This window comes from Granulicatella sp., from assembly GCF_057274575.1.
This window is the reverse complement of sequence record NZ_DBHISP010000021.1, coordinates 1-16,845: the sequence shown is the minus strand read 5'-3', so window position 1 is coordinate 16,845 and position 16,845 is coordinate 1. Positions and strand designations below refer to the sequence as shown.

At 34.9% G+C, this 16,845-nt stretch carries 17 protein-coding genes; 8 read left to right on the top strand and 9 right to left on the bottom strand.

The window, feature by feature from the left end:
- Positions 1 to 328 precede the first annotated feature (328 nt).
- The 6 genes from ACO5V7_RS08200 to rpmH form a co-directional block, all read right to left on the bottom strand.
- A complete protein-coding gene (locus ACO5V7_RS08200) occupies positions 329 to 535 on the bottom strand; it encodes a hypothetical protein (protein WP_485485786.1) in 207 nt (68 codons plus the stop codon).
- 2 nt (positions 536 to 537) lie between these two features.
- On the bottom strand, positions 538 to 1,398 hold the full coding sequence (locus tag ACO5V7_RS08195; protein WP_298648556.1) for a helix-turn-helix domain-containing protein: 861 nt from the start codon (positions 1,396 to 1,398) through the stop codon (positions 538 to 540).
- Positions 1,399 to 1,707: 309 nt separating this feature from the next.
- Positions 1,708 to 2,496, bottom strand: coding sequence for an RNA-binding cell elongation regulator Jag/EloR (jag, locus tag ACO5V7_RS08190; protein WP_485485785.1), 789 nt, complete (start codon positions 2,494 to 2,496; stop codon positions 1,708 to 1,710).
- Between the two features lie 78 nt (positions 2,497 to 2,574).
- Positions 2,575 to 3,387 carry a membrane protein insertase YidC gene (gene yidC, locus ACO5V7_RS08185; RefSeq protein WP_485485784.1) on the bottom strand — a complete coding sequence of 271 codons (813 nt, stop codon included), beginning with the start codon at positions 3,385 to 3,387 and terminating at the stop codon, positions 2,575 to 2,577.
- A 60-nt stretch (positions 3,388 to 3,447) separates the two neighbouring features.
- On the bottom strand, positions 3,448 to 3,792 hold the full coding sequence (gene rnpA, locus ACO5V7_RS08180; protein ID WP_485485783.1) for a ribonuclease P protein component: 345 nt from the start codon (positions 3,790 to 3,792) through the stop codon (positions 3,448 to 3,450).
- 68 nt (positions 3,793 to 3,860) lie between these two features.
- A complete protein-coding gene (gene rpmH / locus ACO5V7_RS08175) occupies positions 3,861 to 3,995 on the bottom strand; it encodes a 50S ribosomal protein L34 (RefSeq protein WP_005608206.1) in 135 nt (44 codons plus the stop codon).
- A 530-nt stretch (positions 3,996 to 4,525) separates the two neighbouring features.
- Between rpmH and dnaA the strand changes: the two genes are divergently transcribed.
- Entirely contained in the window at positions 4,526 to 5,896 is a 1,371-nt protein-coding gene (gene dnaA, locus ACO5V7_RS08170; RefSeq protein ID WP_485485782.1) for a chromosomal replication initiator protein DnaA, read from the top strand.
- A gap of 172 nt (positions 5,897 to 6,068) precedes the next feature.
- Positions 6,069 to 7,226, top strand: a complete 1,158-nt coding sequence (dnaN, locus tag ACO5V7_RS08165; protein WP_485485781.1) for a DNA polymerase III subunit beta — start codon at positions 6,069 to 6,071, stop codon at positions 7,224 to 7,226.
- A 108-nt stretch (positions 7,227 to 7,334) separates the two neighbouring features.
- On the opposite strand, the gene ACO5V7_RS08160 is transcribed toward dnaN, so the two are convergent.
- Positions 7,335 to 7,658, bottom strand: a complete 324-nt coding sequence (locus ACO5V7_RS08160) for an Imm59 family immunity protein (RefSeq protein WP_485485780.1) — start codon at positions 7,656 to 7,658, stop codon at positions 7,335 to 7,337.
- Positions 7,659 to 8,013: 355 nt separating this feature from the next.
- On the opposite strand from ACO5V7_RS08160, the gene yaaA reads away from it, so the two are divergent.
- The 5 genes from yaaA to ACO5V7_RS08135 all read left to right on the top strand — a co-directional run bounded on the left by yaaA (position 8,014) and on the right by ACO5V7_RS08135 (position 14,735).
- Positions 8,014 to 8,268 carry a S4 domain-containing protein YaaA gene (yaaA, locus tag ACO5V7_RS08155; RefSeq protein WP_005608200.1) on the top strand — a complete coding sequence of 85 codons (255 nt, stop codon included), beginning with the start codon at positions 8,014 to 8,016 and terminating at the stop codon, positions 8,266 to 8,268.
- Positions 8,265 to 9,392, top strand: coding sequence for a DNA replication/repair protein RecF (recF, locus tag ACO5V7_RS08150; protein WP_070436971.1), 1,128 nt, complete (start codon positions 8,265 to 8,267; stop codon positions 9,390 to 9,392). The genes yaaA and recF overlap by 4 nt, the downstream gene beginning before the upstream one ends.
- A gap of 3 nt (positions 9,393 to 9,395) precedes the next feature.
- A complete protein-coding gene (gene gyrB, locus ACO5V7_RS08145) occupies positions 9,396 to 11,333 on the top strand; it encodes a DNA topoisomerase (ATP-hydrolyzing) subunit B (protein WP_485485779.1) in 1,938 nt (645 codons plus the stop codon).
- A 45-nt stretch (positions 11,334 to 11,378) separates the two neighbouring features.
- Positions 11,379 to 13,958 carry a DNA gyrase subunit A gene (gene gyrA, locus ACO5V7_RS08140; RefSeq protein WP_485485778.1) on the top strand — a complete coding sequence of 860 codons (2,580 nt, stop codon included), beginning with the start codon at positions 11,379 to 11,381 and terminating at the stop codon, positions 13,956 to 13,958.
- Between the two features lie 546 nt (positions 13,959 to 14,504).
- Positions 14,505 to 14,735, top strand: a complete 231-nt coding sequence (locus ACO5V7_RS08135) for a hypothetical protein (protein WP_485485777.1) — start codon at positions 14,505 to 14,507, stop codon at positions 14,733 to 14,735.
- A 777-nt stretch (positions 14,736 to 15,512) separates the two neighbouring features.
- On the opposite strand, the gene ACO5V7_RS08130 is transcribed toward ACO5V7_RS08135, so the two are convergent.
- Positions 15,513 to 15,722 (bottom strand): hypothetical protein, encoded by a 210-nt coding sequence (locus tag ACO5V7_RS08130; RefSeq protein WP_298648587.1) that lies wholly within the window; start codon positions 15,720 to 15,722, stop codon positions 15,513 to 15,515.
- Positions 15,723 to 15,995: 273 nt separating this feature from the next.
- Positions 15,996 to 16,172 carry a hypothetical protein gene (locus tag ACO5V7_RS08125; protein WP_298648590.1) on the bottom strand — a complete coding sequence of 59 codons (177 nt, stop codon included), beginning with the start codon at positions 16,170 to 16,172 and terminating at the stop codon, positions 15,996 to 15,998.
- A 437-nt stretch (positions 16,173 to 16,609) separates the two neighbouring features.
- On the opposite strand from ACO5V7_RS08125, the gene ACO5V7_RS08120 reads away from it, so the two are divergent.
- On the top strand, positions 16,610 to 16,845 hold a 236-nt coding region (locus tag ACO5V7_RS08120), incomplete at its 3' end, for an ATP-binding cassette domain-containing protein (RefSeq protein ID WP_485485776.1).

Genomic DNA, 16,845 nt, shown 5'->3' with positions numbered 1-16,845 from the left:
TTGGTTCGTCTTCTTTGTTCAGTTTTCAAAGGTCAATCGTTGTTTTGCAACAACTCCTATATATTATCATAGGACATTTTTACTGTCAACAGATTTCATTCATCTTTTTGGAAGATTTTTGAAACTGTTTTAAAAGCGAACGTTCGCTTAACAGTGATATTAATTTATCATAACTAGTTTGTGATTTCAACTAAAATGCTACTGTTTTCATTAAGAATTTCTTTTTAAAAACATAAGTTTCTGAAAAGGATTATTTTCTATTTTTCTTAAACTAAAAAGACCTTGAAAAACAAGGTCTTTTATCTCATTTTAGAGTGTTAAGAAATATCTATTCAAAATCTTCTAGCCATTCTTTTTTAATGTTTTTCTCTAAATTTTGATGACGCTTATCTTCTTCTAGTTTTGGCATCATCACAAATGCATCTCCAAAACTATCTAAATCATAGTCATCATTTTGAAATTCCTCTTTCATTTCTTCTGGAACTTCCAATTTTTCTTTTTTGAATAAATCATCTCTTTTTTGACGAATAGACATTCCTATTCTCCTTTCGCCACAAGTTCTTTAAATACTTTTATTTTTTCTAATAATACCGTATTTTTATTCACTCTGGCAAATGCTGCGGCGTCTCTCATCAATTCTTTTACTTCTTCACTTGAGGAGTCATTCACATAAGCGTTCTCTGCTTGTAAATATTTGATGCGAGCTAAATAGTAAGTGACATGATTTTCACTACAGATTGTAATTCCACGTTTTAGTAGGACATCACTAGTATCATATTCTTTAATTTTCGCATAGAAAGTTCCACCATAGTATAGAACCGTTAATACACGACATACATCTTCAATAGATTCAATTGTATGATTATCGATTTGGTGGATGGCTTTTTCAAAGAAGTATTCAGCCTTATCATAGTCTCCCTGATTCATATAAATAAGTCCAATTCCCGTATACGCTAAGAAAATATATTTATTATCCACATCAGAATGGTCTGCTAATAATTGATTGAAGTAGAAAAAGCTATCCGTACTTTCTTTATGTAATAATGTTTGCGTGAAGCCTTTTAAGTATAAATATCTCCATAGTTGCTGAGTGGTTAAATGAGCTGCATTTATACTATGAATTAATTCTTCAGCTTCTTCATATTCCATATTTACAATATGAAATTCTATTTTATCCAGTTTTTTGTTTATAACTGAATCTTTGATTGCTACAGATGGAAATAACTCCCCTACATCCATATGTAGTTTTTTACAAAGTAAGGTCAATATCTTCATGGATGGAATTTGACCGTGATTTTCGAATCGACTTAGTGTTGCTTGCGTACAAATACCCTCACTCAATTCAATTTGAGATAAACCTAATTCTTTTCGTCGATTCACAAAAATTTGAATGTCCATAATATCTCCTCATTTTTTTATTAAATATATACTCCCTATATTTATTTTTTATTATACCTTTATTTTCCAATTTATCCAAAAGAAAAACTTAACTTTAGATGGTATTTATAGGAATATTTCTTTTTTTGTGATTGAAATATTTCGTTTTCACAAAATATTTATACTTTATTTCATCCTAATACTTTTTATTACCTATCTATTATTCATAAAATTATTGTTATAGAGACATTTTTGGAAATATGTTTTATTAACTTTCATTGGATATAAAAAAAGCTTATGACTGAAACAGTCATAAGCTTTCATTATTTTCTATTCAGCAATCTCAACAACTAAGTAACGATGAGGTTCTTTCCCCTCAGAATGCGTTGAAATACGTTTGTTTTTGCTTAATGCAGCATGAATTTGTTTTCTTTCATACGCTGGTAGTGGTTCTAAGTAAACAGGTTGTTTCGTTTTTAATACTTTACGAGCTGTTCTTTCCGCAATTTGTTGTAATGTTTCACTACGGCGTTGACGGTAATCACCAACATCTACTTGAACAGAAATTCTTCCTTTAACAAAACGATGGACCGAAACTTGCGCTAATACTTGTAACGCATTTAAAATTTTTCCATGTTTACCGATTAAAAGACCTTGTTTGTCTGTATCAAATACAAATGTCATACGATCACGACGCACTTCAACCGTTACAGTTGCTTCTGCACCATAAGTATTCGCAATTCCTTCTAAGTACGCTTTTGTTACATGAGCCGCTTCTTCTAAACGGTCTACGGTTGTTTCTTCATTCTCAGAACCTTCAACATCTTCTTCGTCTTCGAAATCATCTTCAAAATCTTCCTCGAAAGATTCATCTTCAGATACTACTACTTCTTCAACCGCTTTTTCTACTGCTGGTGTAGAAACTTCTTCCACAACTTCTTCTTTAACAACTGGAGTTAAAGCAACCATTGCGTCTTTTTGGCCAAAGCCAAACAATCCTTTTTTACCTTCAGTTATCACTTCAACAACTACTTCTTCTTGGGTTAATCCTAATTGACGTAATCCTTTTTGAATCGCTTTTTCTACTGAAGTATCCGTTACTTTAATAGTATTTGTCATCGTAAACTCTCCTACTCTTTAAAAATCATTGTTATTATCTCATGATTGAGACATTTCAACAAGATTTCTATATAAGAATTATTTTCCGTGTCTTCTCTTTGCTTTTTCAAGCGCCTTTTCACGACGTTTTTTCTCAGCGATAATCGCTTTTTGTTCTTCTTGGAATTTGAATGGATTATTTAATAGTAAAGTTTGACCTACCATAAATATGTTTCCGATCACCCAATAAAGGGATAAAGCACTTGATAAACCAAGTGACATAAATAAAATCATCACTGGCATAATATACATCATCGCTTTACCTGCTCCACCAGTATCTTGCATTTTCATAGATAACCAACTTGTGATTAATGTTGTCACAGCAGCTAATACTGGCAAGATAAAGTATGGATCTGGTTGGTCTAATTGGAACCATAAGAAATGTCCTGTTTTTAAAACTTCTGTACGGCTAATCGCTTGATATAAGGCCATCATTACTGGTAATTGAATTAATAATGGTAAACAACCAGCATATTGATTGATTCCTTCACGTTCATATAAAGCATTCATTTCTGCTTGAAGCATTTCTTGTGTTGCACGATCTCTAGCAGAGTATTTTTCACGTAAAGCTTTAATTTCTGGTTGAAGAACTGCTTGTTTACGTGTGCTTTGATATTGGAAGTGCATTAAAGGAACCATGATCAAACGAGTAATAATCGTAAAGAAGATAATTCCTAACCCGTAGCTTCCTCCAAATAATTCAGATAACCAAATAATAAATTGAGATAAATTATAAAGAACAATTCTATCCCAAAAACCTGTACTAGACTCCGTAACAGGAGAAGTTCCACAGGCCGCTAAAAATAAAGTTAAAACTGCTAATGATAAAATCAATTGACTTTTTTTCTTCACTGAAAAGTCCCACCTTTTAGAATATTTAATTTTCAATGATTCCTACCTATAATAAGAATCTTAATTTTTAGGTAATAATGTAGCTAATTTTAAAACATGTATCATACTGCTTTTCATTTCTTGATAAGACATTTGTACGATGGGCGATCGAGCAATGACGATAAAATCTACATTTTGCGTTAATTGATCATCCAGTTCCATAAGAATATGACGGATTCTTCTTTTGAGACGATTCCGTGTCACCGCATTTCCAAGTTTTTTACTAACTGAAATCCCCACACGAAAATGCGCTTGAGCTTCCTTATTGAACTGATAAATAACAAATTGTCGATTAGCTGTAGATTTTCCTTTATGGAATACCTGCTGAAATTCACGATCTTTTTTCACTCGATACGATTTTTTCATCTACTTGAATATCTCCAGTCACTCGAAATGTTTTTTTAAAAAAAAAGACCACTGAGACGTTCAGTGATCTAAGCTGCTAAAACTTTTCTACCTTTACGGCGTCTGCTTGCTAATACTCTACGGCCATTTTTTGTACTCATGCGTTTACGGAATCCGTGAACTTTTTGACGTTTACGTTTGCTTGGTTGATATGTTCTTTTCATTCGATGTGCACCTCCTACTGTAAATGAAATATCTAGTCTCCCTAGACAGTCTAGTACATTATAAATATAAAATATTGAATTGTCAATATAAACTATCTAATGGCTAAATACTGAAGTATCATACCATAATGTCTCCAAAAATTTCTACAAATAACTGTCTTTTTGTATCGATTTTTTTAGTTATCAACAATCATAGTGGAAATCTTTTTTTAAAAATAACTCTTCATCCACTATTTTTCAACAACTTATCCACAAAATAACAAACTGTTTGTATAAGTCTATCCACAAATGGTGGATAAATTATTAAAATCTCTTTATATCAATAAAAACAGCTGTGAATAACTTATATTTTTCTGTGTATAACTCTGTTTATTCGCTATTATTTTTATCAATTATCCACATTTTTGTGGATAATTTTATTAAAAACTTTGATTTATTGTGCTTTTCTCCATTCAATTGTGGAAAACTCCATGGAAAGATGGTAAACTGTTAACTGGATTAGAATCTTTAGAATTATAAGGAGGTGCATTATGAATTCCATTCAAGATTTTTGGGATATATTATTAGAACAATTTGAAAAAACAAATTCTGAGTTTACATTTAATCATTGGATAAAACCTGCTGAACCGGTTCGTATTGAAAAAAATATTCTTTACATTAAAGTCCCTTCTCAAACGTTTGCTAGATACTGGCAAGATAATTTATTAAGAGACATTATTGAATTTGGATATGACTATTTCAGACAATCATTCGAACCTAGATTTATTACACCAGAGTCTGATTTCGAACCATCCGTTTCTTCTTTTCAATCAAACAACATTAATATAGAAGAAAAACAGACGACTGGATTAAGTCATCCTTCTCCAACTGCGATTGAAGAAGATTCTCATTTAAATCCAAAATACACATTTGATACATTCATTATCGGGAAAGGGAACCAAATGGCTACGGCTGCTGCTCGATATGTAGCGGAAAACCCTGGAACGGCTTATAACCCACTCTTTTTCTATGGGGGTGTAGGTCTTGGAAAAACGCATTTAATGCAAGCGATTGGGAATGATTATAAGAAGAATCATCCAACAGCACGCGTTAAATATGTAACCAGTGAAGAGTTTATGAATGAAATGATTGCTTCCATTGGATCAAAGACACCACAAGAATTCCGCAATCGTTATCGCAATGTGGATATTTTACTGGTCGATGATATTCAATTTTTAGCTGCAAAAGAAGCAACGCAAGAGGAATTCTTCCATACTTTTAATGCTTTATTCAATAACCAAAAACAAATCGTACTTACTAGTGACCGACAACCAACAGAAATCAAAGCTCTTCAAGAAAGACTTGTTTCTCGTTTCGTTTCTGGTCTTCCTGTGGATATTACTCCACCGGACTTAGAAACTCGGATTGCGATTTTACAAAATAAAGCACAATCCCTTGGATTTAATATTCCAATCGATGTACTAAGCTATGTGGCAGGACATATTCAATCAAACGTACGTGAGTTGGAAGGGGCCCTAATGCGTCTTCAAGCCTATTCCGTGATGGTTGGCGAAGATATTTCAACAGATTTAGCCGCAGAAGCTTTGAAAAATCTCCTACCAGGTGGTAAAGAAAGATTACTATCGATTCATGATATTCAAAGTGCTGTTGCCAAATATTACAATATTACTGTTGAAGATATTAAAGGGAAAAAGAGAACGAAAACAATGGTTCAACCTCGTCAAATCGCCATGTATCTTTCACGTGAATTAACAGGAAGTTCTTTACAAAAAATTGGATCTGACTTTGGTAGAGACCATTCAACCGTTCTTCATGCTTATGAAAAAATCAGCTTAGAAGTAAAAGAAAATAGTGAAACAACTCAAGTCATTAATGAAATTAAAGGATTGCTTCATCAGTAATCGGTGGATAACTCAAAAAATTCAAGCTATTTATCCACAATACTTATCCACAATCAAAAATGAAAGAGCTGTAGGGATTCTTCACTTTTCCACAGAATACACAGCTCCTACTACTATTACTATTTTTTTATAAATAAATTAAATATAAAAGGACATCCAAAAGGAGGAAGTTATGAAATTTTCAGTAAACAGACAAGGATTTTTAAAAAATCTAGTCGATGTTCAACGTGCGATTCCATCAAAAACAACGATTCCAATTTTAACTGGGATTAAATTAGTTGCAAGTGAAGAAGGATTAACATTAACAGGTAGTGATTCAGAAGTTTCTATCGAAGTATTCTTACCAATCGAAGACGAAGAATTACAATTAACAGTCCAAGAACCAGGTAGCATCGTTCTTCCTGCTCGTTTCTTTGGAGAAATCGTTAAAAAATTACCTTTAAATCTCTTCTCTATCGAAACAAACGATCAATTACAAGCAACGATTACAGCAGGTAGTGCATCATTTACATTAAATGGTTTATCTGCAGTGGATTATCCACAATTACCTGAAATCGAAAAAAATCATGTGATTACCATTCCTGTACCATTATTTAGACAAGTGATTGTACAAACAGCCGTTGCCGTTTCAACTGCAGAATCTCGTCCAATCTTAACAGGGATTCATATGGTGATTAAAGACAACCAATTAAAAGCAGTCGCAACGGACTCTCACCGTTTAAGCCAACGGATCATTCCACTACAAATGCCAGCTGGAAGTGATGCATTGACTTTTGAAATGACATTACCTGGTAAAATATTATTAGAATTATCTCGTATTATCGATGGATTAGAAACAATAGATTTTGCGATTACAGATAATCAAATCTTGTTCCAAACAGAAACATTATCCTTCTACTCTCGTTTATTAGAAGGAATGTACCCTGATACAGATCGTTTAATTAACGACGGAGCGAACACTTCCATTACAGTCGTTGCAAGTGAACTTGTAGCAGCTGTAGAACGTGCTTCATTAATGTCACATACCGATAAAAACAATATTGCGACATTAACACTTTCATCGGAACGGATTCTATTAACAGGGAAATCTCCTGAAGTGGGTACGGTTGAAGAAGAAATCGCTGTGGAAAACTTCGAAGGAGCTCCACTTGAAATTTCATTCAACCCAGACTACTTAAAAGAAGCGTTGAAATTATTCGGTTCTTCAGAAGCCGTGATCAACTTCTTAGAAGCAAACCGTCCATTCACATTGAAACTAAAAGAAGACCACTCTGGTATTCCACATAGCTTCATTCAATTAGTGACACCTGTTCGTACATTCAACGGGTAATCATAGAGAATCAAACTTTCACTCGAGCTTTCGTTTTGAAGGCTCGAGTTTTTTTATTCATAGAAAAAGGAATTAAGCAGTGAATACTGCCTAATTCCTTTTTGATTCTTAGTTTTTATAATCATCCCATAATGGAGAAGGATACATATAACTTCCGCGTTTAGCTACCTCTCTACGACCTTCTCGAACAATAAAGTCTAAAATATTGAAAAACTTCTCTTTTGCATCAATGAAATTTGTAAATTCAAATGTCTTTCCTAAAACATAAGATCTATCATCTCTACTATTCACCATAAATAAATGATTTTTATAGAAAAGATGTACTGCAAAAGGCGTGGTATTCGATTCATCAAACAATTTATAAACCAATGAATCGTAATTTCTATGTTGAATTTCTTCCTCTAATTCTCTTTTTAATGACTCAATATTCATATTAGAATCCTCGAAATACTTTATTTATCAATAGTATAGCATATATTTCAACCCTCATCTGCTCAATTTCCCGAAATTCACTTATAAGTGAATTTTGGGCAGCACGATTTTGGGGAGATTTTAGCTCCAAAAATCTAAAATTTTGAAAAAATCCTAGTAAATTTTGTTTTTTGTTTTTTTAGGCTTTTTTGATGTTTTTGCCTCAAAATTGAAATAACCCCCTAAAATTTGCAATTTCTTTGCGAAAAGCTTATAAAAAATGTATAATAATCTAGAGTTATTCTACTTAAAAATATGTGAGCATGCATGAGTTTAATGGAGTTCTCACCAATATCCATTAGAAAAGAGGAAGTTCATGACAACTATCGTATCGATCTCTGATGAGTACATTACATTAGGGCAATTTTTAAAACATATTGACGTCATTACAACGGGCGGACAAGCAAAATGGTACCTGCAAGAATATACAGTTTTTGTAGATGGAGAGTTAGAAAATCGACGTGGTAGAAAATTATATCCGAATACACGTGTCGAAATACCTGATGAGGGTATTTTTATTGTGAAAGAAATGAAATCGGATGAAAATGATTTGAACACACATGACGCATGAAGCTGACTAATTTACAATTACAAAATTTTCGTAATTATGAATCTGTCCAACTAGAGTTTACAGAGGGTGTGCATGTTTTTATTGGTGAAAATGCACAGGGCAAAACCAACCTGATGGAGTCGATTTATGCCTTGGCGATGACAAAGAGCCACCGCACTACAAACGACAAAGAACTGATTGGATGGAAAAAAGACTTTGCGACAATTAAAGGGACCGTTGAAAAAACAGCGACAAAGACGAATTTAGAATTGCAATTTTCTAAAAAAGGAAAAATCGCGAAAGTGAATTATTTGGAGCAAAAACGACTGAGTTCCTACCTTGGAAACTTAAATGTCATCCTCTTTGCCCCAGAGAACCTCACGCTTGTCAAAGGGTCTCCGCAAAATAGACGTAAATTCGTGGATATGGAACTTGGACAAATGAGTTCCCTCTACCTCTATGATTTAGTGGAATATAATCGCGTCTTAAAACAACGCAATACGTATTTGAAACAGCTAGCCATTAAGAAAAAGCAACCGGACGAATACTTAGAGGTTTTAAGCGAGATGTTAAGCGAGTTAGCTAGTAAAATCGTCTTTCATCGTCTCGATTTTATGAAGCAATTGGAGGCTTTAGCCATTCCGATTCATGATCAGTTATCGCTTGGTCGTGAGAAATTCTCGGTTTCGTATCAAGCAACGATTCCTCTGGAGGACGGACTGACTCCTTCGCAAATGAAAGAAATCTATATCGATCAATTCAAGAAGAATCAAACTCGTGAGGCGGATCAAGCCACAACGCTGATTGGACCGCACCGTGACGATTTGATTTTTTATTTGAACGAGATTCCGGTTCAAACGTACGGTTCGCAAGGACAGCAACGTTCGACCGTTCTGAGTTTAAAGCTTGCGGAAATCGAATTGATGAAATTATCGACAGGCGAGTATCCTCTTCTATTGTTAGATGATGTACTTTCTGAACTCGATGATGACAGACAAACTCATCTGATTAAGGCGATTGAAAATAAAGTTCAAACCTTTATTACCACAACAAGCCTGGATGGGATTAAGCAACAATTTATTAATGAACCGGTCGTAATACCGATTGAAAAAGGAACTATTTTAAAAACGGAGAGTGAGAATTAGCATATGACAGAAGAAAACAAAGCTGAATTAGCTGCGCAATATGATGCCAGTCAGATTCAAGTATTAGAAGGACTCGAAGCTGTTCGTAAACGTCCTGGGATGTATATTGGTTCAACAAGTAGTGCCGGGTTGCACCACCTTGTTTGGGAAATCGTGGATAATTCGATTGATGAGGCTTTAGCAGGATTTGCCACTCATATTGAAATTGAAATCACTAAAGAAAACCATATTCGTGTAACCGATGATGGTCGTGGGATTCCAGTTGATATTCAAGAAAAAACAGGTCGTCCTGCCGTAGAAACGGTATTTACAGTGCTTCACGCCGGTGGTAAATTCGGCGGCGGAGGCTATAAAGTTTCTGGGGGTCTTCACGGGGTTGGGGCTTCTGTTGTAAATGCTCTTTCAACAGATTTAACCGTTCAAGTCTTTAAAGATGGTAATATTTACGAGCAATCCTATAGCCGTGGTGCTGTATTAGAAGATTTAAAAATTATTGGGACAACCGATAAACATGGTACAAGCGTATACTTTGTACCAGACTCTGAAATTTTCCAAGAAACAACTGTCTTTGAATTTGATAAATTAGCCAACCGTGTGCGTGAATTAGCGTTCTTGAATAAAGGATTAAAATTAACGATTACGGATTTCCGCGAAGAAGAGCCAGTGAAAAAATCTTTTTGCTACGAAGGCGGGATTAAGAGCTATGTCGAACACTTGAATAAATCAAAACAAGTGTTATTCGAAGAGCCAATTTACGTAGAAGGAGAACAAGATGGCATTCAAGTAGAAGTTGCAATGCAATACACTTCTGGATACCATACAAACCTTCTCAGTTTTACGAATAATATCCACACTTATGAAGGTGGTACTCACGAATCAGGGATGAAGACGGCCTTAACACGTGTGATTAATGATTACGCGCGTCGTCAAAAATTGATGAAAGAAAATGAAGAGAAACTAAGCGGTGAAGATGTCCGTGAAGGTTTAACAGCCGTTGTTTCTATCAAACACCCTGATCCACAGTTCGAAGGACAAACGAAAACGAAATTAGGAAACTCTGAAGCTCGAACGATTACAGACCGCCTGTTTTCTACACACTTCGATAAATTCTTAATGGAAAATCCTCAAGTGGCACGTAAGATTGTCGAAAAAGGGATTTTAGCTTCGAAAGCGCGTCTTGCTGCAAAACGTGCCCGTGAAGTGACTCGTAAGAAATCTGGTTTAGAAATTTCAAACTTACCAGGGAAATTAGCAGACTGCTCAAGTAATGACCCAACGATTACTGAATTATTCATCGTCGAAGGAGATTCTGCGGGTGGGTCAGCAAAACAAGGACGTTCACGTCATTTCCAAGCGATTTTACCAATCCGCGGGAAAATTTTGAATGTTGAAAAAGCAACACTCGATAAAATTTTAGCCAACGAAGAAATTCGTTCGCTCTTTACAGCGATGGGAACTGGTTTTGGTGGAGATTTTGATTTATCGAAAGCTCGTTACCAAAAATTAGTCATCATGACCGATGCCGATGTCGATGGAAGTCACATCCGTACATTGCTCATTACTCTTTTCTATCGTTATATGCGCCCTGCAGTGGAAGCTGGATATATTTACATCGCACAACCACCTCTTTACAAATTGAAACAAGGGAAAAATGAATACTACATTCAAAATGATGAAGAGTTAGAAGCGAAACTAAAAGAATTACCAGCACATCCAAAACCACAATTATCACGATACAAAGGTCTTGGGGAAATGGATGCGGAACAATTATGGGAAACAACCATGAACCCTGAAAACCGTTCAATGTTACAAGTATCTGTGGAAGATGCTGCAGAAGCGGATCAAATTTTAGATATCTTGATGGGCGACCGTGTAGAACCACGTCGTGAATTCATTGAAAGCAATGCGAAATACATCAATATGGAAGATTTAGATATCTAATCCAGTAATCGAATTTGAAGAGAAGAATAGAAAAGGAGACGAATTATGTCTGAAGAAGTGAAACACTTTGAAGAAACTTTTGAATCAACTGATTTAGTACAAACGATGCGTAAATCATTTCTAGAGTATTCGATGAGTGTTATTGTATCGCGTGCCCTACCAGATGTGCGCGATGGATTAAAACCAGTGCACCGTCGTATTCTATATGGAATGAGTGAACTTGGAGTAACACCGGACAAACCGCATAAAAAATCTGCGCGTATTGTCGGAGACGTAATGGGTAAATATCACCCACACGGTGACTCTGCAATTTACGATGCCATGGTTCGTATGGCACAAGATTTCTCATACCGTTACCCATTAATTGATGGTCACGGTAACTTTGGTTCTGTCGATGGGGACGGAGCTGCTGCGATGCGTTATACAGAGGCTCGTATGAGTAAAATTGCTCTTGAAATGCTTCGCGATATTAACAAAGATACTATTAATTTCCGTGATAACTACGATTCAACAGAACATGAACCGGAAGTATTACCAGCACGTATTCCAAACTTATTAGTAAACGGTGCAACAGGGATTGCGGTTGGGATGGCAACAAATATTCCACCACATAACTTGGCGGAAGTCATCTCTGCTCTTCACTTATTAATGAAGAACCCTGATGTAACCACTACTGAGTTGATGGAAGCTCTCCCTGGACCTGACTTTCCAACTGGAGGAATTGTCTTAGGTAAATCTGGAATTCGTCGTGCGTACGAAACAGGACGCGGATCGATTACGGTTCGTGGACGCGTACAAATCGAAGAATTGAAAAACGGAAAAGAACGCATCATCATCACTGAATTACCATATATGGTAAATAAAGCGCGTTTAGTAGAACGTATCGCACAATTACACCACGAGAAGAAAATCGAAGGCATTACTTACTTAAACGATGAATCTGACCGTGTTGGAATGCGTGTCGTGATTGAAGTACGTCGTGATGTTTCAGCATCTGTTGTATTAAATAATTTATACAAATTAACACCATTACAATCAAACTTCGGATTCAATATGCTTGCGATTGTCAATCAAGAGCCAAAAGTATTGAGCTTAAAAGAAATTTTACGCCATTACTTAGATCACCAAGAAGAAGTCGTTCGTCGTCGTAGCTTATTCGATAAGAAAAAAGCGGAAGACCGCGCTCATATTTTAGAAGGGTTACAAATCGCCTTAGATCATATCGATGCGATTGTGGCCATCTTAAGAAGTTCAGCTAGTGGAGATATCGCTAAAGACCGCTTCATGAATGAATACGGCTTAAGCGATAAACAAGCACAAGCGATCCTTGATATGCGTATGGTTCGTTTAACAGGATTAGAACGCGAGAAAATCGATGCAGAATACAACGAATTACAAGCAACGATTCAATACTTAGAAAAAGTATTAGCGAGCGAAGAACTTCGTTACGAAATCATCGAACAAGAACTTCTTGAAATCCAACAACGTTTCGACAATCCTCGTCGTACAGAATTATTAGTCGGAGAAGCATTAAGCCTTGAAGATGAAGATTTAATCGAACAAGAAGATGTCGTGATTACATTAACGAAGAATGGATATATCAAACGTCTTGCCAACACTGAATTCAAGGCACAACGCCGTGGAGGACGTGGAGTTCAAGGAATGAGCGTCCATGATGATGACTACGTGGAAAACATGATTTCATGTTCAACACATGATTCACTCCTCTTCTTTACGAATACAGGGAAAGTTTACCAAGCAAAAGGATATGAAATTCCTGAATATAGCCGTACAGCAAAAGGATTACCAGTTATCAACTTATTAAACATTGATTCAGCTGAGAAAATCCAAGCGATTATCAGTGTTCCAGAATCTGACGAAACAGAACGTTATTTGTTCTTCACTACTTTACGTGGAACAGTGAAACGTGTCCGTCTATCAGAATTCAAGAATATCCGTACAAATGGTCTACGTGCCATCCAATTACGCGAAGATGATGAATTGATTCGTGTAGTAGTCACAAGCGGAAATGACGGCATTATCCTTGGAACTTATCACGGTAACGCCGTAAGCTTCCATGAAGATAAAGTTCGTGCGATGGGTCGTACAGCTTCAGGTGTTCGTGGGGTTTCTCTACGTGATGGTGACTATGTGATTGGAATGGATATTTTAACTCCTGATAATGAAGTATTAGTTGTGAGTGAAAAAGGATACGGAAAACGTACAGCTGCAATCGAATACGCATTGAAAGGCCGCGGCGGTAAAGGGGTTCGTACACTTCGTATTACTGAGAAAAACGGACCACTTGTCTGCCTACGTACCGTAACTGGAGACGAAGACTTACTTATCATGACGAATAAAGGGATTATTATCAGATTCCATGCCGAAGACGTGTCTCAAACAGGCCGTGGCGCACTTGGAGTTCGTATGATGCGTCTCGATCAAGATGCGATTGTAAGTTCATTAGCGATTGTAGACCGCGAAGAAGAAACAACAGAAGAGGTGACTGAGGCAACTGCTGAAACAGCTGCAACAGAAAATCCAACTGCATCTCTTTCAGATGAAGCCATCAAAGGCAATATGAAAGACTTTGCGCAACAATTAGTTGACGAAGAAAATGAATAATTAGTAAACAAAAAGCCATCAGAATGTGAAGTGCACCCCAAAAGTTAGATTTTGTGTCTAACTTTTGGGGTGCACTTCACATTTTTAAAATCGGAAAGGGTATTTTTTATTCAGTCGCATTTAAAACACAAATACGTTCAATGGAACCACGTTAAAATTCAAGTTAAATTTTGTGCAAAGCATAAGGGAAACTGCTAGAACATTATGTGCTAGACCTTGCAGCACAAGGTGTTTGGATGATAGCAAAAAATAGCCCGAGTACTCGGTTTTGAGTACTTAATAAACATTGTTGTTATGCGATTTTTGATTATTTGGAATTTTAATTGCTAGAGGTCGAATCAAGCGTCGCACGCTTACTCGGGGTTATAGGGGCGGAGCAAGCCCCTAATTTAGTACTGTAAAAATTAATTATACTGCTACAGAATATGAAAAAAAAAAGACTATCAAAAACAAAAAATGAGGAGTAAAATTAGTATATACATAAAAATAAAATAAAAATCAAGGAGGTTTTCACAATGTTAAAAAAACTGGATAAAAAGAATAGTAATGTTGTTTACGTTTTTGGTTTTAGGTAACGTAGTTGGTATGAGTGTTTTAACTACTAGTGTTTATGCAGATGAAGAAACTTATGAAATTGTAAAATTAGAAGAAAGACAATTAACAAGAGAAGAAGAAGCAAAAATAGAACCTTATGTTGAATTAACTCCTAATGGATATGTTTTGAATGCCAATCCTTCATTCCTCTTACTTTCTATTACAGCAGTGGGGTGGCAATAGTGTTTAAAAAAGCAGTTTACTCTTTTAAAAAATCATCAAGAATTATGGGAATTATAGTGTACGTGTTTTTAGGCTATTCTTTTTACGATTCTTCAGTTTTATTTAATCCTCATTTTCGTATGGTTTTTTTTGCTATATGGATAGGATATTTTTTATATTTGTTTTTATGGAAAAATCCAAGAGATAAATTTAGTGATTGATGATAAAAAAATGAGGTTTGATTTTTAATTGTCGGTGTTTAGTTAACTTTTATTATTTAAAAAAATAATTCAAAAACCACCCTTTTTTTAGGGTGGTTTTTGTTTAAAAAAATTCCTTTAGGAATTTTTTCTTCTTATCTTGATACTATATACAATCAACTACGGTTTTAAAAACAGTCTATAAGTATTGATATAAAAAGAAAAAACTTGCTTTTTAGGGCACTGATCTCCGTAAATGAGAATGAAAAAATCCAATAAAAATTGGACTACCTGTCTCCGGTTGAATACCGGAGACAGTAGCCCTAGGGTGTTTTTATTAAATTCTCACTTTTTTGGGTCAGTCCCGATTAAAACGACCTTTTATTTTGTTTTTATGTATATATCAATTATATTCCTGTTTTTTCTTTTTAACAGTCTTTTTTTTCAGTTTTTTATCAGTATAATTAATTTTAATGGCACTATTTAGGAGCTTACTCCGCCCATACAACCAAAAGCAATTAAACTTCCATTTTTGAAATTTCATTTGCTTGTCGGTTTTCAAAATCTAAGTAAACAAAACATAAGAAGAACAACCACCCTATTCAGGGTGGTTGTTCATATTTTTATAAATGTGAATACCCATACAAATAAATAAAGTAAGTAACATTGTTCGTTCAAAAGAAATACTATCACCAAAGCTTTCACCATAAAAAATATCATAAAAAATATCAAGTGAAAACTTCAAAAAAATCGTAAGACTTAAAACAGGAACCGAAAAATTATATGAATCTTTTATTTTTTTTAACATTATTACCACCCCAATTGAGTAATTCCCGTTACTAACGCATACGGACTATGCAAAAGCAACCGTTGCAATAAGTCCGATTAAAGTTTGTACTATACTATCTGCCTTTGTTAAATTATAAGCTCTTAAACTTGTAGTGTTTACTTAATTCTATTCACAAGCGAATAGATAAGTTCCGTGAGGAGATGCTCTGTTTATTTCTCGTGTCACTGTAGCAAATAATTGAGCACCAACATATATTTTTTTACACCATTCTCTTCCAAAAATTCAAATAAATCAAATAACATCAACGATAGTTGTATGCCTAAAAACATAGGCAAAGGTATCTTTTTTTGCTAGCATCCAAATACCCTGTGATTCTTTGTTTTGGGTTATTTTTTTATCTTCTTTTAAAAAGATTTTTGCGAGAATTAAAGCTAGTAGTAAGATGACAGAGATAACATAACGATACATTTTTATTCACCTACCTTTTATAAATATTTTTGTCAGTTATACTACTTCTAAAATTATAAAACGCTTTCTTATCAAGAGTATTTTAGCATAAAACCTCTTTTTAATCATGATAAATTTAGGAAATTTATTATTTTGTAGTGTAAAATAAACATTTTAAAAATTTTGAAGAAATATAAAAATAGAAGCACTCATTAAGATTACGAAGAATCATATGGATTCTATAATAGTGGTAATGAGGGATGGTTTTAAAGGTGAGAGACCATAGGCTCGAACCGGTGCTCTATTACCACTATTATGAAGATATCCGTAAGGATTCGTAGTAATCGAATGTAAAGCTTTTTAGCAAAAAAGTTCTCTTTCAAGGCAAGAAAATTTCTTTTTTTATGCGGATTCTAGTTATATAATAGAGATAAACAGGGGCATAAGGAGGAATTTACATGATTGAATTTAAAAATGTTTCAAAAATATATGGACAAACAGTCGCTTTAGATGGACTCAATTTAACGATTGAAAGTGGAAAAATCATCGGACTGATTGGACATAATGGTGCAGGAAAATCAACAACCATTAAATCCCTAGTAAGTGTCATCAATCCAACAAGTGGCGAAATTTTTGTCGATGGACAAGAACTTTCAGCAAATCGACTTGCGATTAAAGAAAAAATTGGCTATGT

Coding starts and splice junctions, on each gene's coding strand:
- gyrA (WP_485485778.1), top strand. CDS start 11,379: ATGTCTGAAGAAGTGAAACACTTTGAAGAAACTTTTGAATCAACTGAT.
- jag (WP_485485785.1), bottom strand. CDS start 2,496: ATGACAAATACTATTAAAGTAACGGATACTTCAGTAGAAAAAGCGATT.
- ACO5V7_RS08195 (WP_298648556.1), bottom strand. CDS start 1,398: ATGGACATTCAAATTTTTGTGAATCGACGAAAAGAATTAGGTTTATCT.
- recF (WP_070436971.1), top strand. CDS start 8,265: ATGAAGCTGACTAATTTACAATTACAAAATTTTCGTAATTATGAATCT.
- rpmH (WP_005608206.1), bottom strand. CDS start 3,995: ATGAAAAGAACATATCAACCAAGCAAACGTAAACGTCAAAAAGTTCAC.
- ACO5V7_RS08160 (WP_485485780.1), bottom strand. CDS start 7,658: ATGAATATTGAGTCATTAAAAAGAGAATTAGAGGAAGAAATTCAACAT.
- dnaA (WP_485485782.1), top strand. CDS start 4,526: ATGAATTCCATTCAAGATTTTTGGGATATATTATTAGAACAATTTGAA.
- dnaN (WP_485485781.1), top strand. CDS start 6,069: ATGAAATTTTCAGTAAACAGACAAGGATTTTTAAAAAATCTAGTCGAT.
- ACO5V7_RS08125 (WP_298648590.1), bottom strand. CDS start 16,172: ATGTATCGTTATGTTATCTCTGTCATCTTACTACTAGCTTTAATTCTC.
- gyrB (WP_485485779.1), top strand. CDS start 9,396: ATGACAGAAGAAAACAAAGCTGAATTAGCTGCGCAATATGATGCCAGT.
- ACO5V7_RS08130 (WP_298648587.1), bottom strand. CDS start 15,722: ATGTTAAAAAAAATAAAAGATTCATATAATTTTTCGGTTCCTGTTTTA.
- ACO5V7_RS08135 (WP_485485777.1), top strand. CDS start 14,505: ATGTTGTTTACGTTTTTGGTTTTAGGTAACGTAGTTGGTATGAGTGTT.
- yaaA (WP_005608200.1), top strand. CDS start 8,014: ATGACAACTATCGTATCGATCTCTGATGAGTACATTACATTAGGGCAA.
- rnpA (WP_485485783.1), bottom strand. CDS start 3,792: ATGAAAAAATCGTATCGAGTGAAAAAAGATCGTGAATTTCAGCAGGTA.
- ACO5V7_RS08200 (WP_485485786.1), bottom strand. CDS start 535: ATGTCTATTCGTCAAAAAAGAGATGATTTATTCAAAAAAGAAAAATTG.